This window comes from Novosphingobium aquimarinum, from assembly GCF_009746585.1.
Lineage (GTDB): Bacteria > Pseudomonadota > Alphaproteobacteria > Sphingomonadales > Sphingomonadaceae > Novosphingobium > Novosphingobium aquimarinum.
Genome location: NZ_WRPO01000017.1, coordinates 1 through 21343, shown reverse-complemented (window position 1 = coordinate 21343; position 21343 = coordinate 1). Strand labels below are relative to the sequence as shown.

The 21343-nt window shown below is 63.0% G+C and carries 16 protein-coding genes, 1 tRNA gene and 1 pseudogene; 8 read left to right on the top strand and 10 right to left on the bottom strand.

The genetic code is table 11. The features are described 5' to 3' along the window. Nucleotides 1-5: 5 nt before the first annotated feature. Nucleotides 6-2297 (bottom strand): serine/threonine-protein kinase, encoded by a 2292-nt coding sequence (locus GQO94_RS21275; protein ID WP_156842302.1) that lies wholly within the window; start codon nucleotides 2295-2297, stop codon nucleotides 6-8. A 667-nt stretch (nucleotides 2298-2964) separates the two neighbouring features. Between GQO94_RS21275 and acs the strand changes: the two genes are divergently transcribed. Together acs and GQO94_RS15260 are read left to right on the top strand one after the other, a co-directional pair. Then, entirely contained in the window at nucleotides 2965-4929 is a 1965-nt protein-coding gene (gene acs / locus GQO94_RS15265; RefSeq protein ID WP_156842301.1) for an acetate--CoA ligase, read from the top strand. 31 nt (nucleotides 4930-4960) lie between these two features. Further along, nucleotides 4961-5833: an LLM class F420-dependent oxidoreductase gene (locus tag GQO94_RS15260; protein WP_156842300.1), complete on the top strand. Its 873-nt coding sequence runs from the start codon at nucleotides 4961-4963 to the stop codon at nucleotides 5831-5833. Nucleotides 5834-5902: 69 nt separating this feature from the next. On the opposite strand, the gene GQO94_RS15255 is transcribed toward GQO94_RS15260, so the two are convergent. The 3 genes from GQO94_RS15255 to dcd all read right to left on the bottom strand — a co-directional run bounded on the left by GQO94_RS15255 (nucleotide 5903) and on the right by dcd (nucleotide 7820). Next, entirely contained in the window at nucleotides 5903-6514 is a 612-nt protein-coding gene (locus tag GQO94_RS15255) for a DJ-1/PfpI family protein (protein ID WP_156842299.1), read from the bottom strand. 75 nt (nucleotides 6515-6589) lie between these two features. Next, nucleotides 6590-7153 carry a DoxX family protein gene (locus GQO94_RS15250; protein ID WP_156842298.1) on the bottom strand — a complete coding sequence of 188 codons (564 nt, stop codon included), beginning with the start codon at nucleotides 7151-7153 and terminating at the stop codon, nucleotides 6590-6592. Nucleotides 7154-7265: 112 nt separating this feature from the next. Then, nucleotides 7266-7820: a dCTP deaminase gene (gene dcd / locus GQO94_RS15245; RefSeq protein WP_156842297.1), complete on the bottom strand. Its 555-nt coding sequence runs from the start codon at nucleotides 7818-7820 to the stop codon at nucleotides 7266-7268. Nucleotides 7821-8101: 281 nt separating this feature from the next. Here dcd and GQO94_RS15240 point away from each other — a divergent pair, with 281 nt between their 5' ends. From GQO94_RS15240 to GQO94_RS15225, 4 genes are all read left to right on the top strand, one after another. Beyond that, nucleotides 8102-8524, top strand: coding sequence for a response regulator (locus GQO94_RS15240; protein ID WP_156842296.1), 423 nt, complete (start codon nucleotides 8102-8104; stop codon nucleotides 8522-8524). 54 nt (nucleotides 8525-8578) lie between these two features. Beyond that, entirely contained in the window at nucleotides 8579-9736 is a 1158-nt protein-coding gene (gene wecB, locus GQO94_RS15235; protein WP_156842295.1) for a non-hydrolyzing UDP-N-acetylglucosamine 2-epimerase, read from the top strand. Continuing rightward, complete coding sequence (gene wecC, locus GQO94_RS15230; RefSeq protein ID WP_156842294.1) at nucleotides 9714-11015, top strand: UDP-N-acetyl-D-mannosamine dehydrogenase; 1302 nt, start codon at nucleotides 9714-9716, stop codon at nucleotides 11013-11015. The genes wecB and wecC overlap by 23 nt, the downstream gene beginning before the upstream one ends. 205 nt (nucleotides 11016-11220) lie before the next feature. Then, nucleotides 11221-11961, top strand: coding sequence for a cistern family PEP-CTERM protein (locus GQO94_RS15225; RefSeq protein WP_156842293.1), 741 nt, complete (start codon nucleotides 11221-11223; stop codon nucleotides 11959-11961). 19 nt (nucleotides 11962-11980) lie between these two features. Here GQO94_RS15225 and GQO94_RS15220 read toward each other — a convergent pair whose 3' ends face one another. The 5 genes from GQO94_RS15220 to GQO94_RS15200 form a co-directional block, all read right to left on the bottom strand. Continuing rightward, entirely contained in the window at nucleotides 11981-13498 is a 1518-nt protein-coding gene (locus GQO94_RS15220; RefSeq protein WP_156842292.1) for a tetratricopeptide repeat protein, read from the bottom strand. Nucleotides 13499-13575: 77 nt separating this feature from the next. Continuing rightward, on the bottom strand, nucleotides 13576-14343 hold the full coding sequence (locus tag GQO94_RS15215) for a molybdopterin-dependent oxidoreductase (RefSeq protein WP_156842291.1): 768 nt from the start codon (nucleotides 14341-14343) through the stop codon (nucleotides 13576-13578). Further along, nucleotides 14340-15185, bottom strand: coding sequence for a cytochrome b/b6 domain-containing protein (locus GQO94_RS15210; RefSeq protein WP_156842290.1), 846 nt, complete (start codon nucleotides 15183-15185; stop codon nucleotides 14340-14342). Before GQO94_RS15210 ends, GQO94_RS15215 begins: the two co-directional genes overlap by 4 nt. An 8-nt stretch (nucleotides 15186-15193) precedes the next feature. Then, nucleotides 15194-15610 carry a secondary thiamine-phosphate synthase enzyme YjbQ gene (locus GQO94_RS15205; protein ID WP_156842289.1) on the bottom strand — a complete coding sequence of 139 codons (417 nt, stop codon included), beginning with the start codon at nucleotides 15608-15610 and terminating at the stop codon, nucleotides 15194-15196. Nucleotides 15611-15686: 76 nt separating this feature from the next. Next, entirely contained in the window at nucleotides 15687-15962 is a 276-nt protein-coding gene (locus tag GQO94_RS15200; RefSeq protein WP_156842288.1) for an HU family DNA-binding protein, read from the bottom strand. A 272-nt stretch (nucleotides 15963-16234) separates the two neighbouring features. On the opposite strand from GQO94_RS15200, the gene GQO94_RS15195 reads away from it, so the two are divergent. After that, nucleotides 16235-16308 (top strand) — tRNA-Gly (locus GQO94_RS15195). Nucleotides 16309-16510: 202 nt separating this feature from the next. Beyond that, nucleotides 16511-17739: pseudogene (locus GQO94_RS15190) on the top strand (tyrosine-type recombinase/integrase). 363 nt (nucleotides 17740-18102) lie between these two features. Here GQO94_RS15190 and GQO94_RS15185 read toward each other — a convergent pair. Next, complete coding sequence (locus GQO94_RS15185; protein ID WP_156842287.1) at nucleotides 18103-20379, bottom strand: hypothetical protein; 2277 nt, start codon at nucleotides 20377-20379, stop codon at nucleotides 18103-18105. Nucleotides 20380-21343 lie beyond the last annotated feature (964 nt).

The window sequence follows — 21343 nt, the reverse complement described above, 5'->3', positions numbered from 1 at the left end:
TTCCCCTATTCCGGCGGCGCCGGCGTGGATCCCGGTGCAGACGCCTCCTTGGCCGCCTTGAACCAGACCGTCTGCGTCTGCCAGCCGCGCTCGGCGGCCGTCTTCGCGAACCGGGCTTGCCAATCGGCATCGCGCTGTCCGGGCGGTGGCGCCACGATGGCCTCGGGAAACGGCGCCTCGCCCGTGATCAAGAGCAGCCCCGACCATCCCTCACGGTCGAGATCGATCCCCATCCGATAGCGGTCCGGCCCGGTCTCCTCGATCAGCGCCAGCTTGTTCTCGTAGATTTCGCGAAACCGTGCCTTGTCCTTGGCCAGCATGATGAGCTTGCCGGTCGGCCCCATGGAGAGCAGCGCGAAATCGCGGTTCGCGAGGTCCGCATTGAGTTCCACCACCGCGTTCGCTGCCAGCTTGCCGGCGAAGTTGGACCCGCTCGGCTGGATTCGCATTTCGAATTGGCGTTGCGGAACGGTCAGTCGGCGCATCCCGGGATCGCGCACTTGCCGGAACGCGTCGAGCGCGCTGCAGCCCGCTTGGGTCATCGGCGCGACGCCGTTGAAATCGAGATTGGCGCGCTCGATTCCGGCCGTCGCAAGACGGCGCGCGATCACTTCCTGCGTATCGGCCGGCGCGCCTGCAATCCCGAGAAAATCGATCGAGACCGTGCCGCCGGCTGCCTGAACGTCGTTCACCGAAAGCCAGCTGCAGCCCACTTGGGGAAGCGTCGCGTCGAGCACATCCTGCGTTTGCTCGACAAGCGAGGGCCCGCTCGCGGCCGCTGGAGCCGCCGTGGTTCCCGCCAGGTCAACCCCGCCTTCTGTCGGTCCTTTGCCGGGCCAGACCAGCCATGCGACCAGCCCGCCGATCAGCAGCAACGCGACCGCGAGCAGCAGGATTGGGAAGGGCTTCCGGGATGGCTTAGCGACGGCCTCCGACGCGCTGGACGCAGCAAGCGGCTCGGGAGCCTGTGGCGCGGCTGGCGGCGGCGAAGCAGGCGGGGGCGGTGGCGGTGCAGGCTCCGGGGATGGCGGAGGCGGAGGCGGCGGCGGCGGGGCCGGCGAGGGAGGTGCAGGTTGCGGCGGGGCGGGCGGTTGCGTCGGCGCAAGCACCGTTGGCGCGATCGCCACCGGCTCCAGGTTCGCGGGCGGCCCGGGCTCGGGCTGCTGCGGCGGGTTGGTGACAGGTGGCGAGGAGGGGCGCCTGCGCAAATCGTCGATGGTCTCGAGAACCGCATCCATCGATCGCAAACGCTGCTGCGGGTCCGGCTGGAGCATCTGCTGCAGCAGAGCCTGAAGCGACGGATCGATGTCCGCGAGATCGGGAACCGAGCGTCGTATGTCCATCGCCTCAACCGGGGTCGCGCCCATCTGCACGTTGCGCCCACGCGCGAGCGCAAGCAGGCAGAGCCCGAGGCTGTAGACGTCCGACCACGGCCCGACGTCGCGTCCGTAGGAGCCGAGTTGCTCGGGCGAAACATAGGCAAGCTTCCCGGCGAACCCGTCGCCCACGATCGTGCGCGCGCCGGGATTGAGATCCTTGGCGATGCCGAAATCGATGATCCGAGCCTTGAGCAGCTCGCCGTTGGGCAGAAGGATATTGTCCGGCGCCAGATCGCGGTGAACCGCGCCGCCGAGATGCGCGACGCGCAAACCCGTGGCGAGCCGGTGCGCGAAGTCGAACACGTCCTCGAGCGAAGGCCGCAAGGAGCGCAGCACGTCGCTCAGATTGTCGCCGTCGATGAAGTCGGTGACGAAATAGAGGACATTGAGTTCGGGATCGATCGCGAGGACGCGATAAGGAACGATCGCCTCGTGATTGAGCCCGATGAGGCTGCGCGCTTCCTTGCGGAACATCTCGACCACGAGCGGATCAGCGGCGAGTTCGGGCAGGATCACCTTGATCGCGACTCGTTCGTCGAGATTGGCGTTGATGCCTTCGTAGACCTCGCCCATCCCGCCACGCGCGATCAGACGTTTCACTTCGTAGATGTGATTGAGGACGTCGCCCGGCTGGATCGCATTGCGCCGTGTGGTAGGCGCGGCCCCGGATGCGGGCGGCGGGGCGGCGGTCGGCTGAGGCGTGGGCGGTGGCGGCGCGGGCGGTTGCGGGGCGGGTGGCTGAGATGTCGATCGGACGAACACGGTGCGGTCCGGATCGGCATCGGGGGTCGTCGAAGGAGGTTGGGTCGAAGGAGGTTGGGTCGAAGGAGGCTGGCTGCCTTGCCCGTCGAACACCGTAGGCTCGTGCGGTTCGTGACCGCCTCGATCATCGTCGTCCTTGGGAGGGGTCCCGTTCATCGCGGAGCACGCGACCCATCAGGCAGGGGCCACAAGGGCGTGGTCGCCGGTCGTCTGGCAGCGAACCATCCTGGCATATTCTGCATCGACGCCCCCCAGCAGACGATAGCTCGGAATGATGCGGTCATGGATTGCCGGTCGATCGCCGAACCGATCAGGGAAGAGTGTCGCCCCGACCCTTCGAAATCCACTTTCCGCGCATCCGATCGTTCCCCAATCAAAGATACGGTCCGGCGTACTCTAGAGGAGCGAGCGCAAGGGCACAACGTGCCTTTCGGCGCGCCCCTGACGCGGGGCATGAGCGATGTCCGCACGGTCAGCCGCAACGGTAAGTCACATCGTCGCGAGCGATGGGAAATTTTTCGACCGTAGCGCGTTTGCTGCACATAAGCCTTTGGGATTGCAGGATCATGCCAGAAAATCACGACGCTTCTCTGCCCCCGGAATCGCAGGATTGCGTGCCCGCCAATCCCAACCGGTTTCCCGTACCCGAGCGACAAGACAGCGGCCAGCAATACGGCTGATTGCACATATCGAGCCGGCCCAACCCGCTTGAGCCAGGCGCAAGACCGGGCATTCTGTCCGCCCGCGCACGATGCGGGCTGGAAAATTCGGTCTCTCCGCGCCAATAGAAGTCCTTAGCGATTTCAAAAGCGGGGGAGAGACCATGCAGGATGCCAAAGACGCCCAGACGGAAACTGTCCCTGTTCCCGCGAGCGCGGTGCAGGGTACGCACTGCACCCTCGCGCAGTACCAGGAGATGTACCGCCGCTCGATCGAAGACAGCGACGGATTCTGGGCCGAGCAGGCCGAACGTATCGACTGGATGACCGCGCCGACCAGGGTCGCGGCCTGGTCGTTCGATCCGGTCGACATCCGCTGGTTCGAGGACGGCACGCTCAACATCTGCCACAACGCGGTGGACCGCCATGTCGAGGCGGGTCGCGGCGACCAGACCGCGCTGATCTTCGAGCCCGACGATCCCTCGGGCGAAGTCCGCCGGCTGACTTACGCCGAACTGCACACCGAAGTGATCCGCATGGCCAACGCTCTCAAGGCGATGGGGGTCGCCAAGGGCGACCGGGTGACGCTCTACATGCCAATGGTGATCGAAGGCGCAGTGGCGATGCTCGCCTGCGCGCGGATCGGCGCGGTGCACTCGGTGGTGTTCGGCGGGTTTTCGCCCGATGCCATCGCCGGACGCATCGAGGATTGCCGCTCCGACTGGGTGATCTGCGCCGACGAGGGCTTGCGCGGCTCCAAGCGCATCCCGCTCAAGGCCAATATCGACGCCGCGCTCGCCAAGGTCTCGGTCAAGGGCGTGCTGGTGGTGAAGCACACCGGCGGCGACGTCGCCATGACCGAGGGCCGCGACCAGTGGTACCACGACTTCGCCGACGTCACCGGCGAATGCCCGTGCGAGGAAATGAAGGCGGAAGATCCGCTGTTCATCCTCTACACCTCGGGTTCGACCGGCAAGCCCAAGGGCGTGGTCCACACCACGGGCGGCTATGCCGTGTGGACCGAGACGACCTTCCGCTATGCCTTCGATTACCGGCCGGGCGAAATTTACTGGTGCACGGCCGACATCGGCTGGATCACGGGGCACAGCTACATCGTCTATGGTCCGCTCATCAACGGCGCGACTGCGCTGATGTTCGAAGGCGTCCCCAACTACCCGGATCACGACCGCTTCTGGCAAGTGGTCGACAAGCACCAGGTCAACATTCTCTACACAGCGCCCACCGCGATCCGCGCGTTGATGCGCGAGGGGGATGACTACGTCACGCGCCATGACTTGTCGTCGCTGCGCCTGCTCGGCTCGGTCGGCGAACCGATCAATCCCGAGGCCTGGCGCTGGTACCACACGCTGGTCGGCAAGGGCCGCATCCCGGTGATCGACACCTGGTGGCAGACCGAAACCGGCGGCATCATGATCACCACTCTTCCCGGCGCACACGAGATGAAGCCGGGCAGCGCCGGCCGTCCGTTCTTCGGCGTTTGCCCGCAATTGGTCGACAACGAAGGCTCGGTGCTGGCCGACGAGGAACACGATGTGGCCGCCGAAGGCAACTTGTGCCTCACTCGCAGTTGGCCGGGCCAGTCGCGCACCGTCTACGGCGACCACGAGCGGTTCATCCAGACGTATTTCGCGACTTACAAAGGCAAGTACTTCACTGGCGACGGCTGTCGCCGGGATGCGGACGGCTATTACTGGATTACCGGCCGCGTCGACGATGTGCTCAACGTCTCGGGGCACCGCATGGGCACCGCCGAGATCGAGAGCGCACTGGTGCTGCACGAAAAAGTCGCCGAAGCTGCGGTCGTCGGTTATCCGCACGACATCAAGGGGCAGGGGATCTACTGCTACGTCACGCTCAACGCCGGGATCGAGCCCAGCGACGAACTGGCGACGGAACTGCGCCAATGGGTGCGTACCGAGATCGGCCCGATCGCCTCGCCCGATCACATCCACTTCACGCCGGGCCTGCCGAAGACTCGCTCGGGCAAGATCATGCGCCGCATCCTGCGCAAGATCGCCGAGAACGATTTCGGCGCACTGGGCGATACCTCGACTCTCGCGGATCCTTCGCTGGTCGATGGCCTGATCGAGGGCCGCCTCAACCGCTAGGTCGCCGCAGCGCGACTTTGGAGACAAACGGATGAAACTCGGCGTGATCTACCCGCAGAACGGCCTCGGCGGGAACCCCGCCGCCGTGCGCGAGATCGGGGTGGCGGCGGACGAAATGGGCTTCGACCACTTCGTGGCCTACGATCATGTCGTTGGTGCCGATCATGCCGATCGCGAGCCGAAGCTGAATGGACCCTATACCGAAAAGGACCCGTTCCACGATCCCTTCGTCATGTTCGGCTATCTCGCGGGCCTGACGCAGCGGATCGAGTTCGTGACCGGCATTCTCATCCTGCCGCAGCGCCAGACCGTCCTTGTCGCGCGCCAGGCCGCCGACCTCGACCTCCTTTCGGGCGGGCGCTTCCGGATGGGCGTGGGCATCGGCTGGAATTACGTCGAGTACGATGCGCTGGGCCAGGACTTCTCGCAACGCGGCAAGCGCGTGGCCGAGCAAGTACCGCTGCTGCGCCGGCTGTGGAGCGAGGAACTGGTCACTTTCGAAGGCGAGTTCGATACGATCGATCGCGCTGCGCTGGTCCCGCGTCCCGGTCGGGCGATCCCGATCTGGCTCGGCGGCTTTGCCGATGTCGCGCTACGCCGCGCCGTCGAGATCGCCGATGGCTTCATCTGCGCCGACGGCTCGGCCGATGCCTTCCAGCAGATTGCCCGGCTCGACGAGCTTTTGACCGAAAAGGGCCGCGATGCCGATGCCTTTGGCAAGCAGATCAACATGCTCAAGGCGAAGACTGCGGACGAAGCGATCGAAACGGCACTGCGGTGGCGCGACGCCGGCGGAACCCACGCTGCGGTCCATTCCATGGGGCTGGGCTTTACGACCCCTGCGGATCACGTGGCCTATTTCGGCGAGGTTGCGGAAAAGGCACGATCCGCCGGACTGCTGTGAAGCCAATCGCCGCGCGCGTGGTCGTCGCCGAATGGCGACACACCCGAGACCGTGCTTGCGCCGGTGCGCTCAGGCCATGGCCTCGGCCATGAAGGGCTCGATCACGCTCATGGCACGATCGACATACAGCGCTTTTTCGCTGACCGGCGCGACGTAATGCATCGCGTCCCTGGCCTCGTCGATCGAGGCCCCGCGCGCGATCATCCAGGTGGCCAGATACTGGGAGGCCAGACACCCGCCCGCGGTCGCGACATTGCCATGCGCGATGAACGGCGCCTCGATCACGTCCACGCCCTCGTCGATCAGCCACGGCTTCGTGGTCAGATCGGTGCAGGCGGGCAAATCACCGATCAGGCCCAATCTCGCGAGCAGCAACGCGCCCGAGCATTGCGCACCGATAAGTTGGCGCGTCGGATCGAGCCGGATCCGCGATAGCAACTCGCTGTCCGCAGCGATTTCGCGCGTTCGCACTCCGCTGCCGATGAGCACGGCATCTGCCTCTTCGACGAACTCCAGGGGTTTCTGCCGCTGAACGACCACACCGTTCATCGACGTGACGAGCTCATCGGGCGAGGTGATATGGGCTTTCCAGCCCTTTGCACTCAGCCGGTTGAGAAGCGCCGCCGCAATGAAGGAATCCAGTTCGTTGAAGCCCTCGAATGTCAGAACTGCAATCTGCATGAACGCCTTCTCTCGCTGATTCGTGCACCGCTTCTGCGCGGCTTACGATCTGCGAGCAACCGGCGTCGCGAGCGATTACCAGTCGAACCAGCGACGACGGCGGGTGACGCGTTCGAGAACGCCGTCGCCGTCGACATCGGTGTAAGTCGCGGCGGGGGTCGGCGTGACCGGGCGATTTTCCGCCACGGCCTCGGCCCGGGCGGCCCGCAATTCGGCCTCACGCGCGCGCTCTTCAGCCTTGCGCACGGCAAGCTCGCCATGGCGCTCGGTTTTGATGTGATAGTAATGCGACCACATCTGGCTGTGCGCGAAGGCGAGGAACAGTCCGCCCATGATCGCCAGGTTCTTGAGCGCCATCACGCCCTGGATCGGATCGGTAAAGCGGTTGTGGAAGAACAAGATGGTGGCTGCGGTAAACACGATCAGGACGATCGAAACGAGCCGCACCATGAAGCCCAGCGCAAGGCACAGGCCGGCGATGATCTCGAACAAGGCCACTGGCAAGGCGAGCCCGTTCGGCAGCCCGGCGGCGGAAATCATTTGCTCGGTCCCGGCAAGATCCACGATCTTGTTGGCGCCGGAGAAGATGAAAAGGAGCGCCAGCAATATGCGCCCGATAATCGCTGCGATCTTCGACATGGCTTCGCACTCCCGTCGTCATTACCCTGACAGGCAGAGCGAACCGTGCGACGAAATGTTCCGGCACCAGAACAACTCTTGGCGCCAAGCTGCGGGTCGCCGAATAGTCGCGCTATAGCTTGGGCAGCGTGACGCCCATCTGCCCCATGTATTTGCCCGCCCGATCGGCATAGCTCGTCTCGCACGGTTCGTTGCCTTGCAGGAACAGGAACTGGCAGGCGCCTTCGTGCGCGTAGATCTTGGCGGGTAAGGGCGTGGTATTCGAGAACTCGAGCGTGACGTGCCCTTCCCAGCCGGGCTCGAGCGGGGTGACGTTCACGATGATGCCGCAGCGCGCATACGTGCTCTTGCCCAGGCAAATCACCAGGACGTCGCGCGGCACTCGGAAATATTCGACCGTGCGTGCGAGCGCGAAGGAATTGGGCGGGATCACGCAGACATCGGTCTTGCGGTCGACGAAACTGGTCGCGGCGAAATTCTTGGGATCGACCACGGCGTTGTCGATATTGGTGAAGATCTTGAATTCGTCCGAGACGCGCGCGTCGTAGCCATAGGACGAAAGACCGTAGGACACGCAGCCGTCACGCTTTTGCGCTTCGACGAACGGCTCGATCATGCCGTTGGTCTGCGCCTGTTCCCGAATCCATTTGTCGCTGAGAATCGCCATGTCTGCCCTTCTCGCAGGACCGCGGACGTGGACAAGCCGAGCCGCCGAATTCTCCCCCGCAAGTTGTCTTGGCGGCCTTCGGGAATCGGCCCGATGCGCATCTTCGAGGCCTGGCCGGAGGGCAACGCTTTGTCCCGAATCTCAAAATGCCGGGATCGAATCGGCGATTTATCCGTTAAGACTAGTAACCGCCACGAAGGGCTCAAATTGGAGTGTCTTTGTAGATGATGTTAAGGTTTTGTTTACCTTGTTGATGAATTTTAAAAGTCGAGATGTTTGAAATGAACGCCCCTTTGACTCACGCCGATGTCGCAAGACGGGCCCCAGGGCTCGCCATTGCCGGACTGCAAGTCCTGCTGGTCGAGGACGAGCCCTTGGTCGCGCTCGATATTGAAATGGCTTTGGAAGATGCCGGTGCGCTTGTTCACGGCCCGGCCCCCAGCGTTGCGATTGCGCACTCGCTGTTGGATGACGACTGGCCGATCGACGTCGCGATCCTGGACGTCAACTTGCAGGATAGCGACGTCTACCCCGTGGCCGAACGGTTGCAGCGGGCAGGGGTGCCGTTCGTGTTTCATACCGGCCATGCATCGCGCGCCGAACTCGCCAGGCGATTTCCCGGCTGTATCGTATGCCGCAAGCCCGTTCCGACCGATACGCTGCTGGGAGCGTTGGACGACCTCCTGCTCCAACGAAACGGCTGAGGGCCACGCCCGGTTTAGAGTGGGGTTAACCATCCCTTGCTAAAGCGGGGCGTGATGAACCAGCTCAGCGCCAAGCACCGCCCCGCCCGCATTCTCACCATTTTCGGCACGCGACCGGAAGCGATCAAGCTTTTCCCGGTCGTCCATGCGCTTGCCGCCGATCCCAGACTGGAACCCGTCGTCTGCGTCTCGGCGCAGCACCGCCAGATGCTGGATCAGGTGCTCGAAATTGCGAGCATCGTCCCCGATCACGATCTCGACGTGATGAAGCCCGATCAATCGCTCGACGCGCTGACTGCGGTGCTGCTGACGGGTCTGGGCTCCGTGATGGACGAGGTGCAGCCGGACCGGGTCATGGTGCAGGGCGATACCGCGACGGCCATGTGCGGCGCGCTGGCGGCCTATTATCGCAAGATCCCGGTCGATCACGTCGAGGCGGGGCTGCGTAGCTACAACATCTACCACCCCTGGCCCGAGGAAGTGAATCGCAAGATCATCGGCTCGATCGCCAGCCTGCATCTTGCTCCGACAGAAACGGCGGCCGGCGCGCTCCGCAAGGAAAACGTCGATCCCGCGCGCGTCCACGTCACCGGCAACACGGTGATCGACGCGCTGCATTGGGTGACCGCTCGGATCGGCGAGGAACCCGCGCTCGCGAACGGTCTCGCAGAGCTCGAAGCCCGCTTCGCCGGCAAACGCGTGATCGGCGTCACCAGCCACCGCCGCGAGAACTTCGGCGATGGCATGGCGGGCATAGCCGAGGCCATCCGCACCATCGCGCAGCGGCCCGACGTGGCCGTGATCTTCCCGGTCCACCTCAATCCCAACGTGCGCAAAGTGATGAACGCCGAACTGGCAGGGCTCGACAATGTCGCGCTGATCGAGCCGCTCGACTATCCGCACTTCGCACGCCTGCTCGATGTGGCCGAGATCATGCTGACCGACAGCGGCGGCGTGCAGGAGGAAGCGCCCGCGCTGGGCAAGCCAGTGCTGGTGATGCGCGAAACCACCGAGCGCCCCGAAGGCGTCGCGGCGGGGACCGCGAAACTGGTCGGCACCGACGCCGCCACCATCGTTACCGAAATATCAACCCTGCTCGACGATAAGGGCGCTTACGAGGCCATGGCCCGCGCCCATAATCCTTTCGGCGACGGCAAGGCCTCTGCACGGATCGTGGAGCTGCTTGCCAATGAAATCGGAATCGAAGCCTGACGTCAGCGTCATCGGCCTGGGTTATATCGGACTTCCCACCGCGGCCGTGATCGCGCGCGCCGGTTGCCGCGTGCGCGGCATCGACGTGTCGCAAAAGGTGGTCGACACGATCAACCGCGGCGAGATCCACATCGAGGAAGTCGATCTCGATGGCCTGGTCCAGGGTGTCGTTTCGCGCGGGTTGCTGAGTGCTTCGACCGAAGTCGCGCCCGCCGACGTCTTCGTGATCGCGGTGCCGACGCCGTTCGACAAGAACCACGCGCCCGATATTTCCTATGTCCTGGCTGCCGGTGAAGCGATCGCGCCCGTGCTCAAGCAGGGCGACGTGGTGATCCTCGAATCGACTTCGCCCGTCGGCACCACCGAGCAGCTGCGCGACATGATCGCCGCGCGCCGGCCAGATCTGAAAGTGCCCGGGCTCTCGCGCGAGACGCCCGACATCTCGATCGCCTATTGCCCCGAGCGCGTCCTGCCCGGTCGCATCCTCGAGGAGCTAACCAACAACGACCGCTCGATCGGCGGCATCACGCCGCGCTGTGCAAGGAAGGCGCTCGCGTTCTACAAGCGCTTCGTGCGCGGCGAATGCGTCACCACCGATGCGCGCTCGGCCGAGATGACCAAGCTGGTCGAGAACGCCTATCGCGACGTTAACATCGCTTTCGCCAATGAGCTTTCGATGGTGTCGGACCGCATGGGCCTCGACGTGTGGGAAGTGATCCGGCTCGCCAACCGCCATCCGCGCGTCAACATCCTCTCGCCCGGCCCCGGCGTCGGCGGCCACTGCATCGCGGTCGATCCCTGGTTCATCGTCCACGGCGCGCCCGAGGAAACTCCGCTGATCCGCACCGCGCGCGGCGTCAACGACGGCAAGATGCACCACGTCGTCGCCCGCGCCGAGGAACTGGTCGCTGCGCATCCCAACGCCGAGGTCGCCTGTCTCGGCCTCGCCTTCAAAGCCAACATCGATGATTTCCGTGAAAGCCCGGCGCGCTTCGTCGCCGCGCGCATCGCCCGCAAGTTCGGCAGCCGCGTCCACATCGTCGAGCCGCACTGTGCCGAACTTCCGATCGAGTTCACCGACACCGGCGCCACCCAGATCGACATCGACGAGGCATTGGAGAATTGCGAGATCCTGATTGTGCTGGTCGATCACGACTTTTTCCGCGTCGTCCCGCTCGCCGAGCGCGCGAGCAAGATCGTCTACGACACGCGCGGCATCTGGCCCGACCAGCCCCAGGCCCTGCGCGAGGAGCCGCAACCGGTCCGCCTGGCGGGCTGACTCGTCGTGGCCTTGGCAATGGGAGGATTTGCGGCTCCACCGGCCTTGAAACATCGTTGCCTGATGGGCCGATTCTGACGCTTTTTCTTACAATTTACGATTGGGCCGCCCCTCGTTAACCATCGGAAGTCGCAAGAATCTGCGCTTGGTACGCAGATTGCTTAAGCGCTCGGAAACCACGTCGGTTTTCGAAAGGGAGGTACATTTGAACCGGAAGCTCACTGCCATTGTCCTTGCGGTATCCGCGCTTTTCTCGACTCCCGCTCTGGCCGATTCCATAGTTCTGGACGCGTCCGACATCGGCACATCCTTCGACCTCTCGTTCGATGGCTTTACCGGCGGCTCCACGATCGACGGACTTTCCTCGACCGCGACGTTCACTCTCACGGGCATCAACGGCAACAATTACAATTTCGACTACGTGATCGCGAACACGAGCTCGGATCCGGTCACCGCCTCGCGCCTGTCCGGCTTCGCCTTCAACACCGATCCGGACATCATCTCGGCAACCAGCACGGGCGACTTCGCCTACACGTCGCTGGGCAAAAACTACCCGAACGGCATCGGAAACGTCGACGTGTGCTTCAAGGACGCGTCGACCGGCAGCTGCGCTGGCGGCGGTAGCGGTGGCCTGCTGCTGGGCGAAACCGGTACGGGCAGCTTCTCGCTGTCGTTCGCCGAGCCGATCCAGAGCGTGACGCTCAGCGACTTCTACACCCGCTACCAATCGATCGACGCGCCGGGCATGCACGGCGGCTCCGCGAGCGGCGCCGGCACCATCACCACGACTTCGGGCGGCAGCACGTCTGGCGGGACCACGCCGGTTCCCGAACCGGGCATGCTCGGTCTCTTTGGTTCGGCGCTGATCGCTACTGCGGTGCTGCGTCGCCGTCGCCGTCAGGCGCGTTCGGGGCGCGGTTCCGGCGATCGCCTGATCTCTATGTAAATCCTCTCGACAGGAAGCCTCACCCAGCCGAGCGTTCCGCCTCGGCCAGGTGAGAGCGGATCGTCTTGTTTTCGGGCGCCTTCTGAGCCGCAAGGCGAAGAAGGCGCTTTGCTTCGTCGAGGTCCATGCCCAGCTTGAAGCGCGCCCAGCCGGCGGTATCGAGCACCGATGCGTTATCCGGCAGAGCCTTGAGCGCGCGCCGCGCATAGCTGTCCGCCGCCTGATAGTCGCCCAGCTTCAATTTCGCGTAGGCCATGTTGTTCAGCACCATCGGGTTCTTGCCGTCGGTCTGATCGAGCACGCGCGCATAGACTTCGGCCGCGCCCGCCCAATTCTCGTTGCGCATGGCGGTGTCGCCATCCGCGAGATCGGCGGCGAGTGCGCGCGCGGCGGGCATTTTCAGCTTGGCTTCGTATTGGGCCAGCGCCGGGTTCTTGCTCGCCCGCGCCGCTTTCACCATCAGTTCCAGCTCGTCGCGCCGCGCCATCGCCGAATTGGCGAGCGGGCGCAGCGTTCTGACAGCGGCAGCCGGATCGCCTGCCGCCATTTGCGCTTCGGCCAGCACCATCGCGCCGTTGCGGTTCGCAGGCTCGGCGCGCACCAGCGGGACAAGCTGCGCGATCGCCTGCTGGGGCTGATCGAGCCGCAGCAGCGCTTCGCCATAGACGATCCGCGCGGGATCGCGCACGCCCATGTCGATCGCGGCGGCCTCGACGATCTTGCGGACGTCCGCCCAGTCGTTGCGGGCAGCGGCGAGGCGAGCGCGCAAGTATGTGACCGTAGGATCCTTGGCTCCGCTGCTTTCGAAGCCCTTCATTACGGTTGCCATCTCGTCGTAGCGGCCAAGGTCGCCCAGCACCGAGGCCTTGCCCAGCAGGGCCGCCTTGTTGCCCGGCCAGACCTTGCCGGCCTTGTCGTAGATGATGAGCGCGCGTGCCAAGTCGCCCGACCGCAGCGCCAGCTGGCCATCGAGCAACAAGGTATCGAGCGCTTCGGGATCGCGCTTGCGCGCCTCGGCCGCAAGCTGACGCGCCGCGTCCGTATCGCCGGTCATCAGTTCGAACCGCCCGAAATCGGCATAGGCCCTTGCGCTTCCCCCCAGCTCGATCGCCTTGCGGAAGTGCGCGCGGGCTTCGTCGCCCTTTTCCGCACGCAGCGCCGCGACCGCGCGCAGGCGTTCGGCCTCGACCGTTTGCAGCGAGCCGAGCGCGGCGGCGAGCGCCTCCGGCTCTTCGCGCAGCAGCGCCGCTTCGGCGGACAGTTCGCGCCAGGCATCGCTGGCCTTGGTTTTGGGATCGAGTTGATCGAGCGAGGTTTGCGCTCCGAAGCCGTCGCCCAAGGCAATCTGGGTGCGCGCCAGCCGCAGTCGCATCGCGGTATCGTTCGGGGCGCCTTTCAGGGCCTCGACAAGATGGAGCCGCGCGGCGCCATAGTCGTGCCGCTGATAGGCGGTGGCGGCCTCTTGCTCGCGATCCTCTTGAGAAACGCCGCAAGAACACAGCGACAAGAGCACGAGCGGATAGAGCGCTTTTTTCATCGCGCGGGCTTAGCGCGCGGCTCTAAAAAATAGGTGAATTGCCTGTGCCCGCTACACCGGCTTGCGAGGGTTCCGGATCAGATCCCCGCGTACCAGGCATAGCCGCTCGAATCCTCCCAAAACCCGCCTTTGCCGCCGTAGACGCCGTCCAGGCTTTCCACCGCCTCGATGCGCATCACGTACTTGGCGTGTTTGTAGCCGAGCTGGCGTTCGATCCGCGCGCGGATCGGGGCGCCGTGGGCTTCGTCTAGCGGGCGGTCGTTGAGGCGCCAGGCAAGGATGGTCTGCGGGTGGTAGGCGTCGGCAAGGTCGATCGATTCGTAGTAGCGCGCGGCCCCGAAGCTGTCGGCGCAGTGAAAGACGATATAGCGCGCCTTTTCGCCGAGTCCGGCCATGTCGAGCACGTGCTTGAGTTGCGGGCCTTCCCACTTGCCGATCGCGCTCCAGCCCTCGACGCAATCGTGGCGCGTGATCTGCGTGCGCTGCGGCATCGTGCGCAGCATCGAGAGCGGCAGCGCCAGGGGCTGGCGGACCAGCCCGTCGACGGTCAGCACCCAGCGCTCGAACGCCTGATCGAAATGCTGGCGGTAGGACGGATCGGCGACGCTGCGATTGCCGTTGGCGCGGAACACCGGCGACATGTCCGACGGCGCATATTCCCGCGCCAGCGCGCCGCCGCCGAGCCAGCGCTGCGTCGCCTGGTGCCATTGCTCGGCGCTTTCCAGCGTTGCTCTGAAGCCGGGTTGCGAATAGAGCTTGTCGCAGCCCGACAGCAGCAGCCCGCCGGTGCCCAATGCCGCCCCATGGATCAAACCGCGGCGCGTCAGGATCTTGCGCTGGGTCATGCGTCTTCGGCCTTTTCGCGAGGCAGCCGGTAGCGGCCGGTGATCATCGAGCGCACTTCGTTGATCGGCCCGGCCAGCACCACCATCACGATATGCACGATGAAGAACGCGACCAGCAGCCAGGCGCAGATGAAGTGCACCGAACGCGCCGATTGTCGTCCGCCGAACGCCTCGGTCACGATCGGCGCCCAGGCGTCGGTCCCCGGCGACATCGCGAGGCCGGTCACGATCATCAGCGGGATCAGAACGAACATCACGCCCGCATAGCTCAGCTTCTGCAGCACGTTGTATTTCAGCGCCGCCTCGCCGGTCGGGAATCGTAGCCGCGCGTGCTGCTTCACGTCGTGCCAGATGTGCGCGGGCTTCCACTCGCGCCGGTGAATGTGAATGTCGCGCCGCAAATGCCCGTTGATCAGCGACCACAACATGTAGGCCAGCAGCCCCAGCGCCAGCACCCAGGCGAAGGCGAGGTGCCAGATCCGCGCATCGGCGAGACTGTAGCCGGATGGAATCGTCGCCCACCACGGAAAGGCGCGGGCTCTGGTTACGCCCTCGGGATCGGTCCAGATGCCGAGAACGCCGGTCGTGCCGAATCGCAGCGGCCCGATCCGCACGAAGCCCTCGCCGCTGCGCGTGGCACCGATGTCGAGCCACGATGCATCGAAGTTGGCCCCGTATTGGCCCCAATAGAGATGCGGATGGGCGTTGAAGATCATCAGCCCGCTCATCAGCAGCACGACCAGCGTAACCGCGTTGATCCAGTGCCAGATGCGGGTGGAGAGGCGGTGCCGCTTCACGAGATCGCCACCGCGTGGCGGCGGGACGACAGATTGGGCTTTCACGCGCGTCTTCACTCCCCGATCGCGTGCACTGCGATCTGACGATCGTGGGGGATGCGGCGATGCTCGGCAAGGTAAATCCCCTGCCAGGTTCCCAGCAGCATGCGACCTTGCGCAATCGGGATCTGCAGATTGACGCCCGTCAGCGTGGCGCGGAGGTGGGCGGGCATATCGTCCGGCCCCTCGTCGTCGTGCGCGTAGTGCGGGCCCTCGGGCGCCAACCGCTCGAACCAGGCGGTCAGATCGTCACGCACCGCAGGCGCGGCGTTTTCCTGGATGAGGAGCGAGGCGGAGGTATGGCGGCACAGCAGTGTCAGCAGGCCCTCGGCGAAGCCCTGCGAGCCCAGCCAGTCGGCAATGCTGCGCGTGATGTCGGTGAACCCGCGACCGGAGGTGCGGATTTCGAGGATCGTCGTGGCCTGCCGCATTCGGCGAAACTCGAGCAGGGATCGGCCCTCGAGGGCCGCGGTGGGCGCCCCGCCTTAGCGGAGCGCCCGAACCGGATCAGCCGTTCAGCTTGTCCTTGATCGCCTTGGCGGCGGAGAAGGTCAGCTTCTTCGAGGCGGCGATCTGAATGGTCGCGCCGGTCGAGGGGTTACGGCCTTCGCGGGCCGGCTGGTCCTTGACCTTGAACTTGCCGAAGCCGCTCAACGAGACTTCCTCGCCCTTGCTCGCCGCGTCCGCGATGGCGTCGAAAACGCCGTCCACGAGTTCACGCGCCTGGGCCTTCGAAAGATCGTGGTCGCTGGCAAGCTTTTCGGCGATGTCGCTGTTGTTCATCAATGTGACTCCCAATGAAATAGGCGTGCGCGTCTAAAACAGGATTCGCGCCAGTTCCAGTGGGCAGAGACCCCTTTACGCACAGTTCATCGCACGAATCGCCGGATTTTCGTGTTTTTGCGGCCCGATCCGGGTTTTCCCGACGAATCAAGGCCCTCGGGCCGCTCGACGACGTATGACATCCGCGATCTCGCGCGACGGGCCCGAGGCGCGGCTCGCGCGAATCCGTTGACCGCCGTGCCACCCTTGTGGCAAGCGCAGCCACCGCCGACGCGGGTGTAGCTCAATGGTAGAGCAGCAGCTTCCCAAGCTGACGACGAGGGTTCGATTCCCTTCACCCGCTCCAGCGCCGCCTTCCCAAAACATCCCGGAAACGCTATAAAACCCTTGGAAATCCTAGGGTTTCTGGCGCGCGATTGTCCTGCGTTTGCCCGGTTAGTCTCGCCAAATCTCTCGAAACTGGGGGCCTTTTTGGGGGCCATACAGGTTTCCGCCAATTCGAGAGGCCCCCAAGTCTGGGGGCCTTTTCTGGGTAAAGGATTGAAATCATGGCGCTAACTGACGTTGCAATTCGCAAGGCCAAGGCTGGTCCGAAAGCCTACAAAATGAGCGACTCGTCAGGGCTTTTCCTGTTGGTGGAGCGAACCGGCGGAAAACTGTGGCGAATGAAGTATCGCATCGATGGCCGGGAGAAGAAGCTCGCGATCGGGCGCTACCCGGATATTGGGTTGGCAGATGCCCGCAGAAGGCGAGACGCGGCGAGAGAGCAGCTGGCGCAGGGCAAGGACCCTTCACGCGAAAAACAGCGCGAGAAGGCGCGCGCGAAGCTTGGTGCCGAAAACACCTTTGCATCACTGGCTGCCGAGTTCTGCGAAAAGCGCAAGAATGATGGCTCGCGGGCTTGGGCACCCGCCACGGCAAAGCGCTGCGAATACCTTCTTTCGGTTCTCAACAGCTCGATTGGCACTCTGCCAATTTCCGACATTGAGCCTGCCAACATCCTGACCGCCGTTCGCCGGATCGAAAGCAAGGGCAAGCTGGAGAGCGCTAAACGGACTCTGCAACTGGCAGGTTCGGTCTTTCGCTATGCGGTCGCCACAGCGCGCCTAAAATCCGATCCCACACGCGATTTGAGGGGTGCGCTGATGAACCCTGCCATGACGCATTACGGCGCAGTCCTTGATCCTGACGGGGCTGGGGAGTTGCTTCGAGCAATCGATGGCTACGAAGGCCAACCGATCACCAAGCTTGCCATGCAACTCGCTCCACATGTGTTTGTCAGACCGGGCGAACTTCGCCATGCAGAATGGAGCGAATTCGACTTTGATGGCGCGTTGTGGACGATCCCGGCCAGCAAAACGAAGATGCGCAAAGACCACCTCGTCCCGCTCTCACGCCAGGCCATCAAGATACTGCAGGAGGCCCAACTGCTGACCGGTCCTAGTGGCTATGTCTTCCCGTCCGTCCGCACTCGCAGGCGTCCGATGAGTGACAACACAATCAACGCTGGCCTGCGTCGCCTAGGTTACACCACCGATGAAATGACCGCCCACGGCTTCCGCGCGATGGCCTCCACCTTGCTGAACGAAGCGGCAAGTGGAATCCTGACGCCATCGAGCGCGCCCTGGCCCACGGCGATAGCGACAAGGTCCGCGCCGCCTATCATCGCGGTGCCCATTGGAAGGAGCGCGTGAAGATGGCGCAATGGTGGAGCGACTACCTGGATAAGCTTCCTGCAGGGGCTGAGGTGATGCCGATCAAAACGGTGAAGCGATGAGCGATTGCGCCAAAACCCGTAACTCTTCTGCGACCCGCGCGAGTACAACGAAATACCGTGCTCTTACAGATACTTATCGTAAAGTGGGTTGCCAACGGTTCGGTGCAAACCCGCGCAACTCGTAGACGGGTGACTTTCGCCCAATCCTAAATTTCGCAATGATATTAGATGGATAAACCCCGAATTGGCGGGGTACGGTGTGCTCGCCAGAGTCCGATATGTGCGCGGGTTTGTCGGTGATTGCTCGATGCTTCGGTTGGTCAAATCTGAGAAACATCAGTGGCGAGAAAGCCGTGCGGCGATTGAGCGCCGCGCATGTCAGGGTTGCGCCAGTCAATTCGAAGGCGCTCGATTTACGGACTCTTACCGGACTCCAGGGCCAACAGGCACAATCGATTTTAGGTCGTCCAACATGCAAGATTGTGCATCACGGTCATCCTCCAGCATATGGAAGTTCATTGGTTGCGGCGCATCGACAACCATCAGGCCTTCAACTTCTGGCGCAGCAGGTAGTCCGAGACGTTGACCGAGCTCTTGAGCATGATTCCTTAAGTGCCGAACGCGGTTGAGGTGCCTTAGCATTTTGTCCGGTCTTTCTACGCCTTTCCTGTCAGGTCGCGATTGACCTCGGTACTCGGTCATGCGTGCCGCGACCTCAGACTCAGTCCGGCATAGCCGCAAGTTCTTTGCCTCGATGACCCACACTCTCGACTGATCGGCACTGATGGCGAAAACATCGACATCGCCCAAGTCTGTGTCCGAACCCTGTTGTAGGAGGTCATTCACCGTCCTACGCGTTGATGCTTGCAGGCCCAGACCATTTAGCGTGTCTGCCACCTCGTCCTCGAACTCTCGGCCCAACTCGTCCGCGCGGCGCCCTGCATATTTACGGGCTTCGGACGATGACCAGAACTCCCCATGCATGCTACCTTCATGCATGGTTCCGACGGCATACATGAGCGCGTCGCTGATTATCATTGGCGCGACCAGCACGGTCGGGTCGTCGCCATCGCTCACGGCCAGGAGAGGGCGGTTGATGAGAGAGTTCGGTCTATCGAACCTCGAAAGGTCGAGGTCTCTGGGGCTCAACCAATCCTCTTCCTTGCCCCAATTTTCGCGCCGTTTGAGTGTCAGCCGTTCCAGCAAGGCGGCAATATCGCCTTGCGGGTACTCTTTGTTCCCTTCGAGCCATGCCACGATTTCCGATCGCTTGATCGTGAATGCGCCTTCGCCTCGCTTTTCCGCCAATTGCAGCAAGGCCGGAGCCAGATCGACCAAGGCTTCGGCGGAAGTCGAAAACTCAGCTTCGATCGCCTTACGGAAGTCCTTGTCCCAAGGGATTCCATCCTGTTGCGGAGTGGCGGGTTTTTCAGACTTTGCCGCATAACCATCAGCCGCTTCGTCCAATGCTTTGGCATGGTGGCGCTCGGTCGCTGGAAGCATGGTTTTCTCGAATACAGACCGATCGCTCATCAAGTCGCCGCCTGGGCTGATCTTGAGGTGCGGCGGCACGAGACCAGCCCTGATTGTCGCGTAGAGCTGTCCATTGCCGAAAAGCAGCAGTGCGCGCGCATACATCTCGTCGAGGTCTTCGCGGCTTGCATGTGCCCCGCCACTGTCCGGGGCTTCACATGCAGCAATCTCGCAGATGGTTTTCGATGCTCGCTGGACCGCGTTGATTTCGTTTTGGCGCTGCATCGCTGCCAAATCAGCGGCTTGCCCTCTGATCGATCTCAATGCCCGAATGCTCGTTCGCCAAATCCGCTGCTCATCTCGCGCAGCTTGGTATCGCTGCGCAGACACTTCGATCAGTTGCTCTCTGTTGAAGCCTTTGATTTGCTCGATTAGCTCACTCAGCACGAAATCGTAGTACGACCTCAGGAAGCCCCTGCATTCCTCTTCGCCCTTAAAGTCGTAGCCGTCCGATCGGCTATGGAATCTCCACACGGAGCCGCACTTTACCAGCGAGGAAGCTGATAGCGGTATCTTGCGGAATTTCTCGATCAGTCCTCCCGCTGACATCCTTTCCATCACGGATTTAACTTCACCCGCATGGAGCCAACGCCAGTCCGGGGAAGGGATACCACGCCAGACACTCTGAGCAATCTCATCCCTCGTGGGGCGGCTTTCGCCATCTTTCAGCAGTTGTTCAATTAGGGTTACGGCGAAAGCCCGTTCCGCCTTGTTCTCGGTTTGCCAGAGCGCCTCAATCCACTGCGCTCCCAATCGTACTTTTCGAGTACCGTCTGTATGCGTGGATGCCTGAATATGCTGGACTGGGTCAGTGTCACCCAAAATCTTCCCACGCTGCGTGCCGTTACCTTCTTCCGTTTCGATGCAGACATAGCGGGGACCGCCACCCAGACGATTTCCGAAATCATCAAGAATTTGCGGCGCAACCTCAGCCAGCCACTGCATGGCGGCATTCCAGACTTGATAGAGCCACTCGAAGGAGACAGGTTCTGTGCCGTCCTGTACCGCTTCGACCCACCAGACCTGGCCTCTTAGCGCAATTGCGCCGATGAGCCGCTGGGCAATAGCATCTTCGATACTACCATAGACGGGTTTGAGACCATCCGGCCCCCAATCAATGCGCTGAACCTTCCTGAACGTGCCGTCCGGAAAGGGGAGCGCTCGCAAATCTCTATTCCGTGCCGCCAATTTCCGAAAAGGTTCAAAGTGCCATTGACGTTATCGACCCGATAGCCGAGGCCTTCCAGCAGCTCGACCTGAGTGATGACCCGCCAAAGGCTGTGAAGCTTGCCTTCCTTGCACGCGCCAAGCTGCGCGGCTTCGACAAACCATAGAGGCAAATACCGCCAGCCTGACGGAATTTTGCTCTCATCCAGTTCGGGGGCGAAGGCGAAGCCGCCGCCCCATCCACCCATTAGAATGACCGTGATCGCCTCGCGATAATCCTCTTGTTCACTCAGAAGCTGCCAGAAACGCTCAATGTCTTCCTGTATCGCCAAAGTCGTCTGTTCGCCGATCCTGACGACACTGCCAAATGCCATGTTTGGGAAATCCGCGAGTGAAACAGGAAGCTGGATTACGTGTAGAAAACGGCCAGAAGAGAAACGGCATACGCTGCCGCGCAGCCCGTCCTTGCTCGGGCCCGTCAACTGGATTTCTCTTGTTGGCCAGAAGCCCGTCCATTCGGAATAGGCCTCTTGGACAACCATCAAGCGGTAACAGAACTCCGCTTCAAAGCCCCCTTTTTGGGCGGCGAGAATCAGTAACGCTCGGACCGCGAGCGACATCGCTCCTGGGTTCCAAACAAGGATGCCATTGGCTGTCGATGCTAGCGGGTGGAATTCGAGCGGACTGTCGCCAGGAATGGGATTGAGCAGATTAGGGTGATATTGTTCGTCGAGAATGAACGGGGCGAGCTCTTCTTTCGAGATGCCGAGTTTCCCGAGGTCTGAGTCCGAGAACGTCACGCGCCGTGCGATCGCCCGAAGCCTCTCCGTACGTGGCAGCACTGAGGTGGTCCCGCGTTCTTGGACAGTTTGGCGGCTGAGTTAAGCTAATCCCGGTTGTCGTTCATGCCGCCTGTTTGATCATCAGATCATGGGGGGCATGCCCCCCATGATCTGATTGCCCG

What these genes read in the sequence shown, in the direction of transcription:
- GQO94_RS21275 (WP_156842302.1), bottom strand. Translation starts at nt 2,297, where the DNA reads ATGAACGGGACCCCTCCCAAGGACGACGATGATCGAGGCGGTCACGAA.
- acs (WP_156842301.1), top strand. Translation starts at nt 2,965, where the DNA reads ATGCAGGATGCCAAAGACGCCCAGACGGAAACTGTCCCTGTTCCCGCG.
- GQO94_RS15260 (WP_156842300.1), top strand. Translation starts at nt 4,961, where the DNA reads ATGAAACTCGGCGTGATCTACCCGCAGAACGGCCTCGGCGGGAACCCC.
- GQO94_RS15255 (WP_156842299.1), bottom strand. Translation starts at nt 6,514, where the DNA reads ATGCAGATTGCAGTTCTGACATTCGAGGGCTTCAACGAACTGGATTCC.
- GQO94_RS15250 (WP_156842298.1), bottom strand. Translation starts at nt 7,153, where the DNA reads ATGTCGAAGATCGCAGCGATTATCGGGCGCATATTGCTGGCGCTCCTT.
- dcd (WP_156842297.1), bottom strand. Translation starts at nt 7,820, where the DNA reads ATGGCGATTCTCAGCGACAAATGGATTCGGGAACAGGCGCAGACCAAC.
- GQO94_RS15240 (WP_156842296.1), top strand. Translation starts at nt 8,102, where the DNA reads ATGAACGCCCCTTTGACTCACGCCGATGTCGCAAGACGGGCCCCAGGG.
- wecB (WP_156842295.1), top strand. Translation starts at nt 8,579, where the DNA reads ATGAACCAGCTCAGCGCCAAGCACCGCCCCGCCCGCATTCTCACCATT.
- wecC (WP_156842294.1), top strand. Translation starts at nt 9,714, where the DNA reads ATGAAATCGGAATCGAAGCCTGACGTCAGCGTCATCGGCCTGGGTTAT.
- GQO94_RS15220 (WP_156842292.1), bottom strand. Translation starts at nt 13,498, where the DNA reads ATGAAAAAAGCGCTCTATCCGCTCGTGCTCTTGTCGCTGTGTTCTTGC.
- GQO94_RS15215 (WP_156842291.1), bottom strand. Translation starts at nt 14,343, where the DNA reads ATGACCCAGCGCAAGATCCTGACGCGCCGCGGTTTGATCCATGGGGCG.
- GQO94_RS15205 (WP_156842289.1), bottom strand. Translation starts at nt 15,610, where the DNA reads ATGCGGCAGGCCACGACGATCCTCGAAATCCGCACCTCCGGTCGCGGG.
- GQO94_RS15200 (WP_156842288.1), bottom strand. Translation starts at nt 15,962, where the DNA reads ATGAACAACAGCGACATCGCCGAAAAGCTTGCCAGCGACCACGATCTT.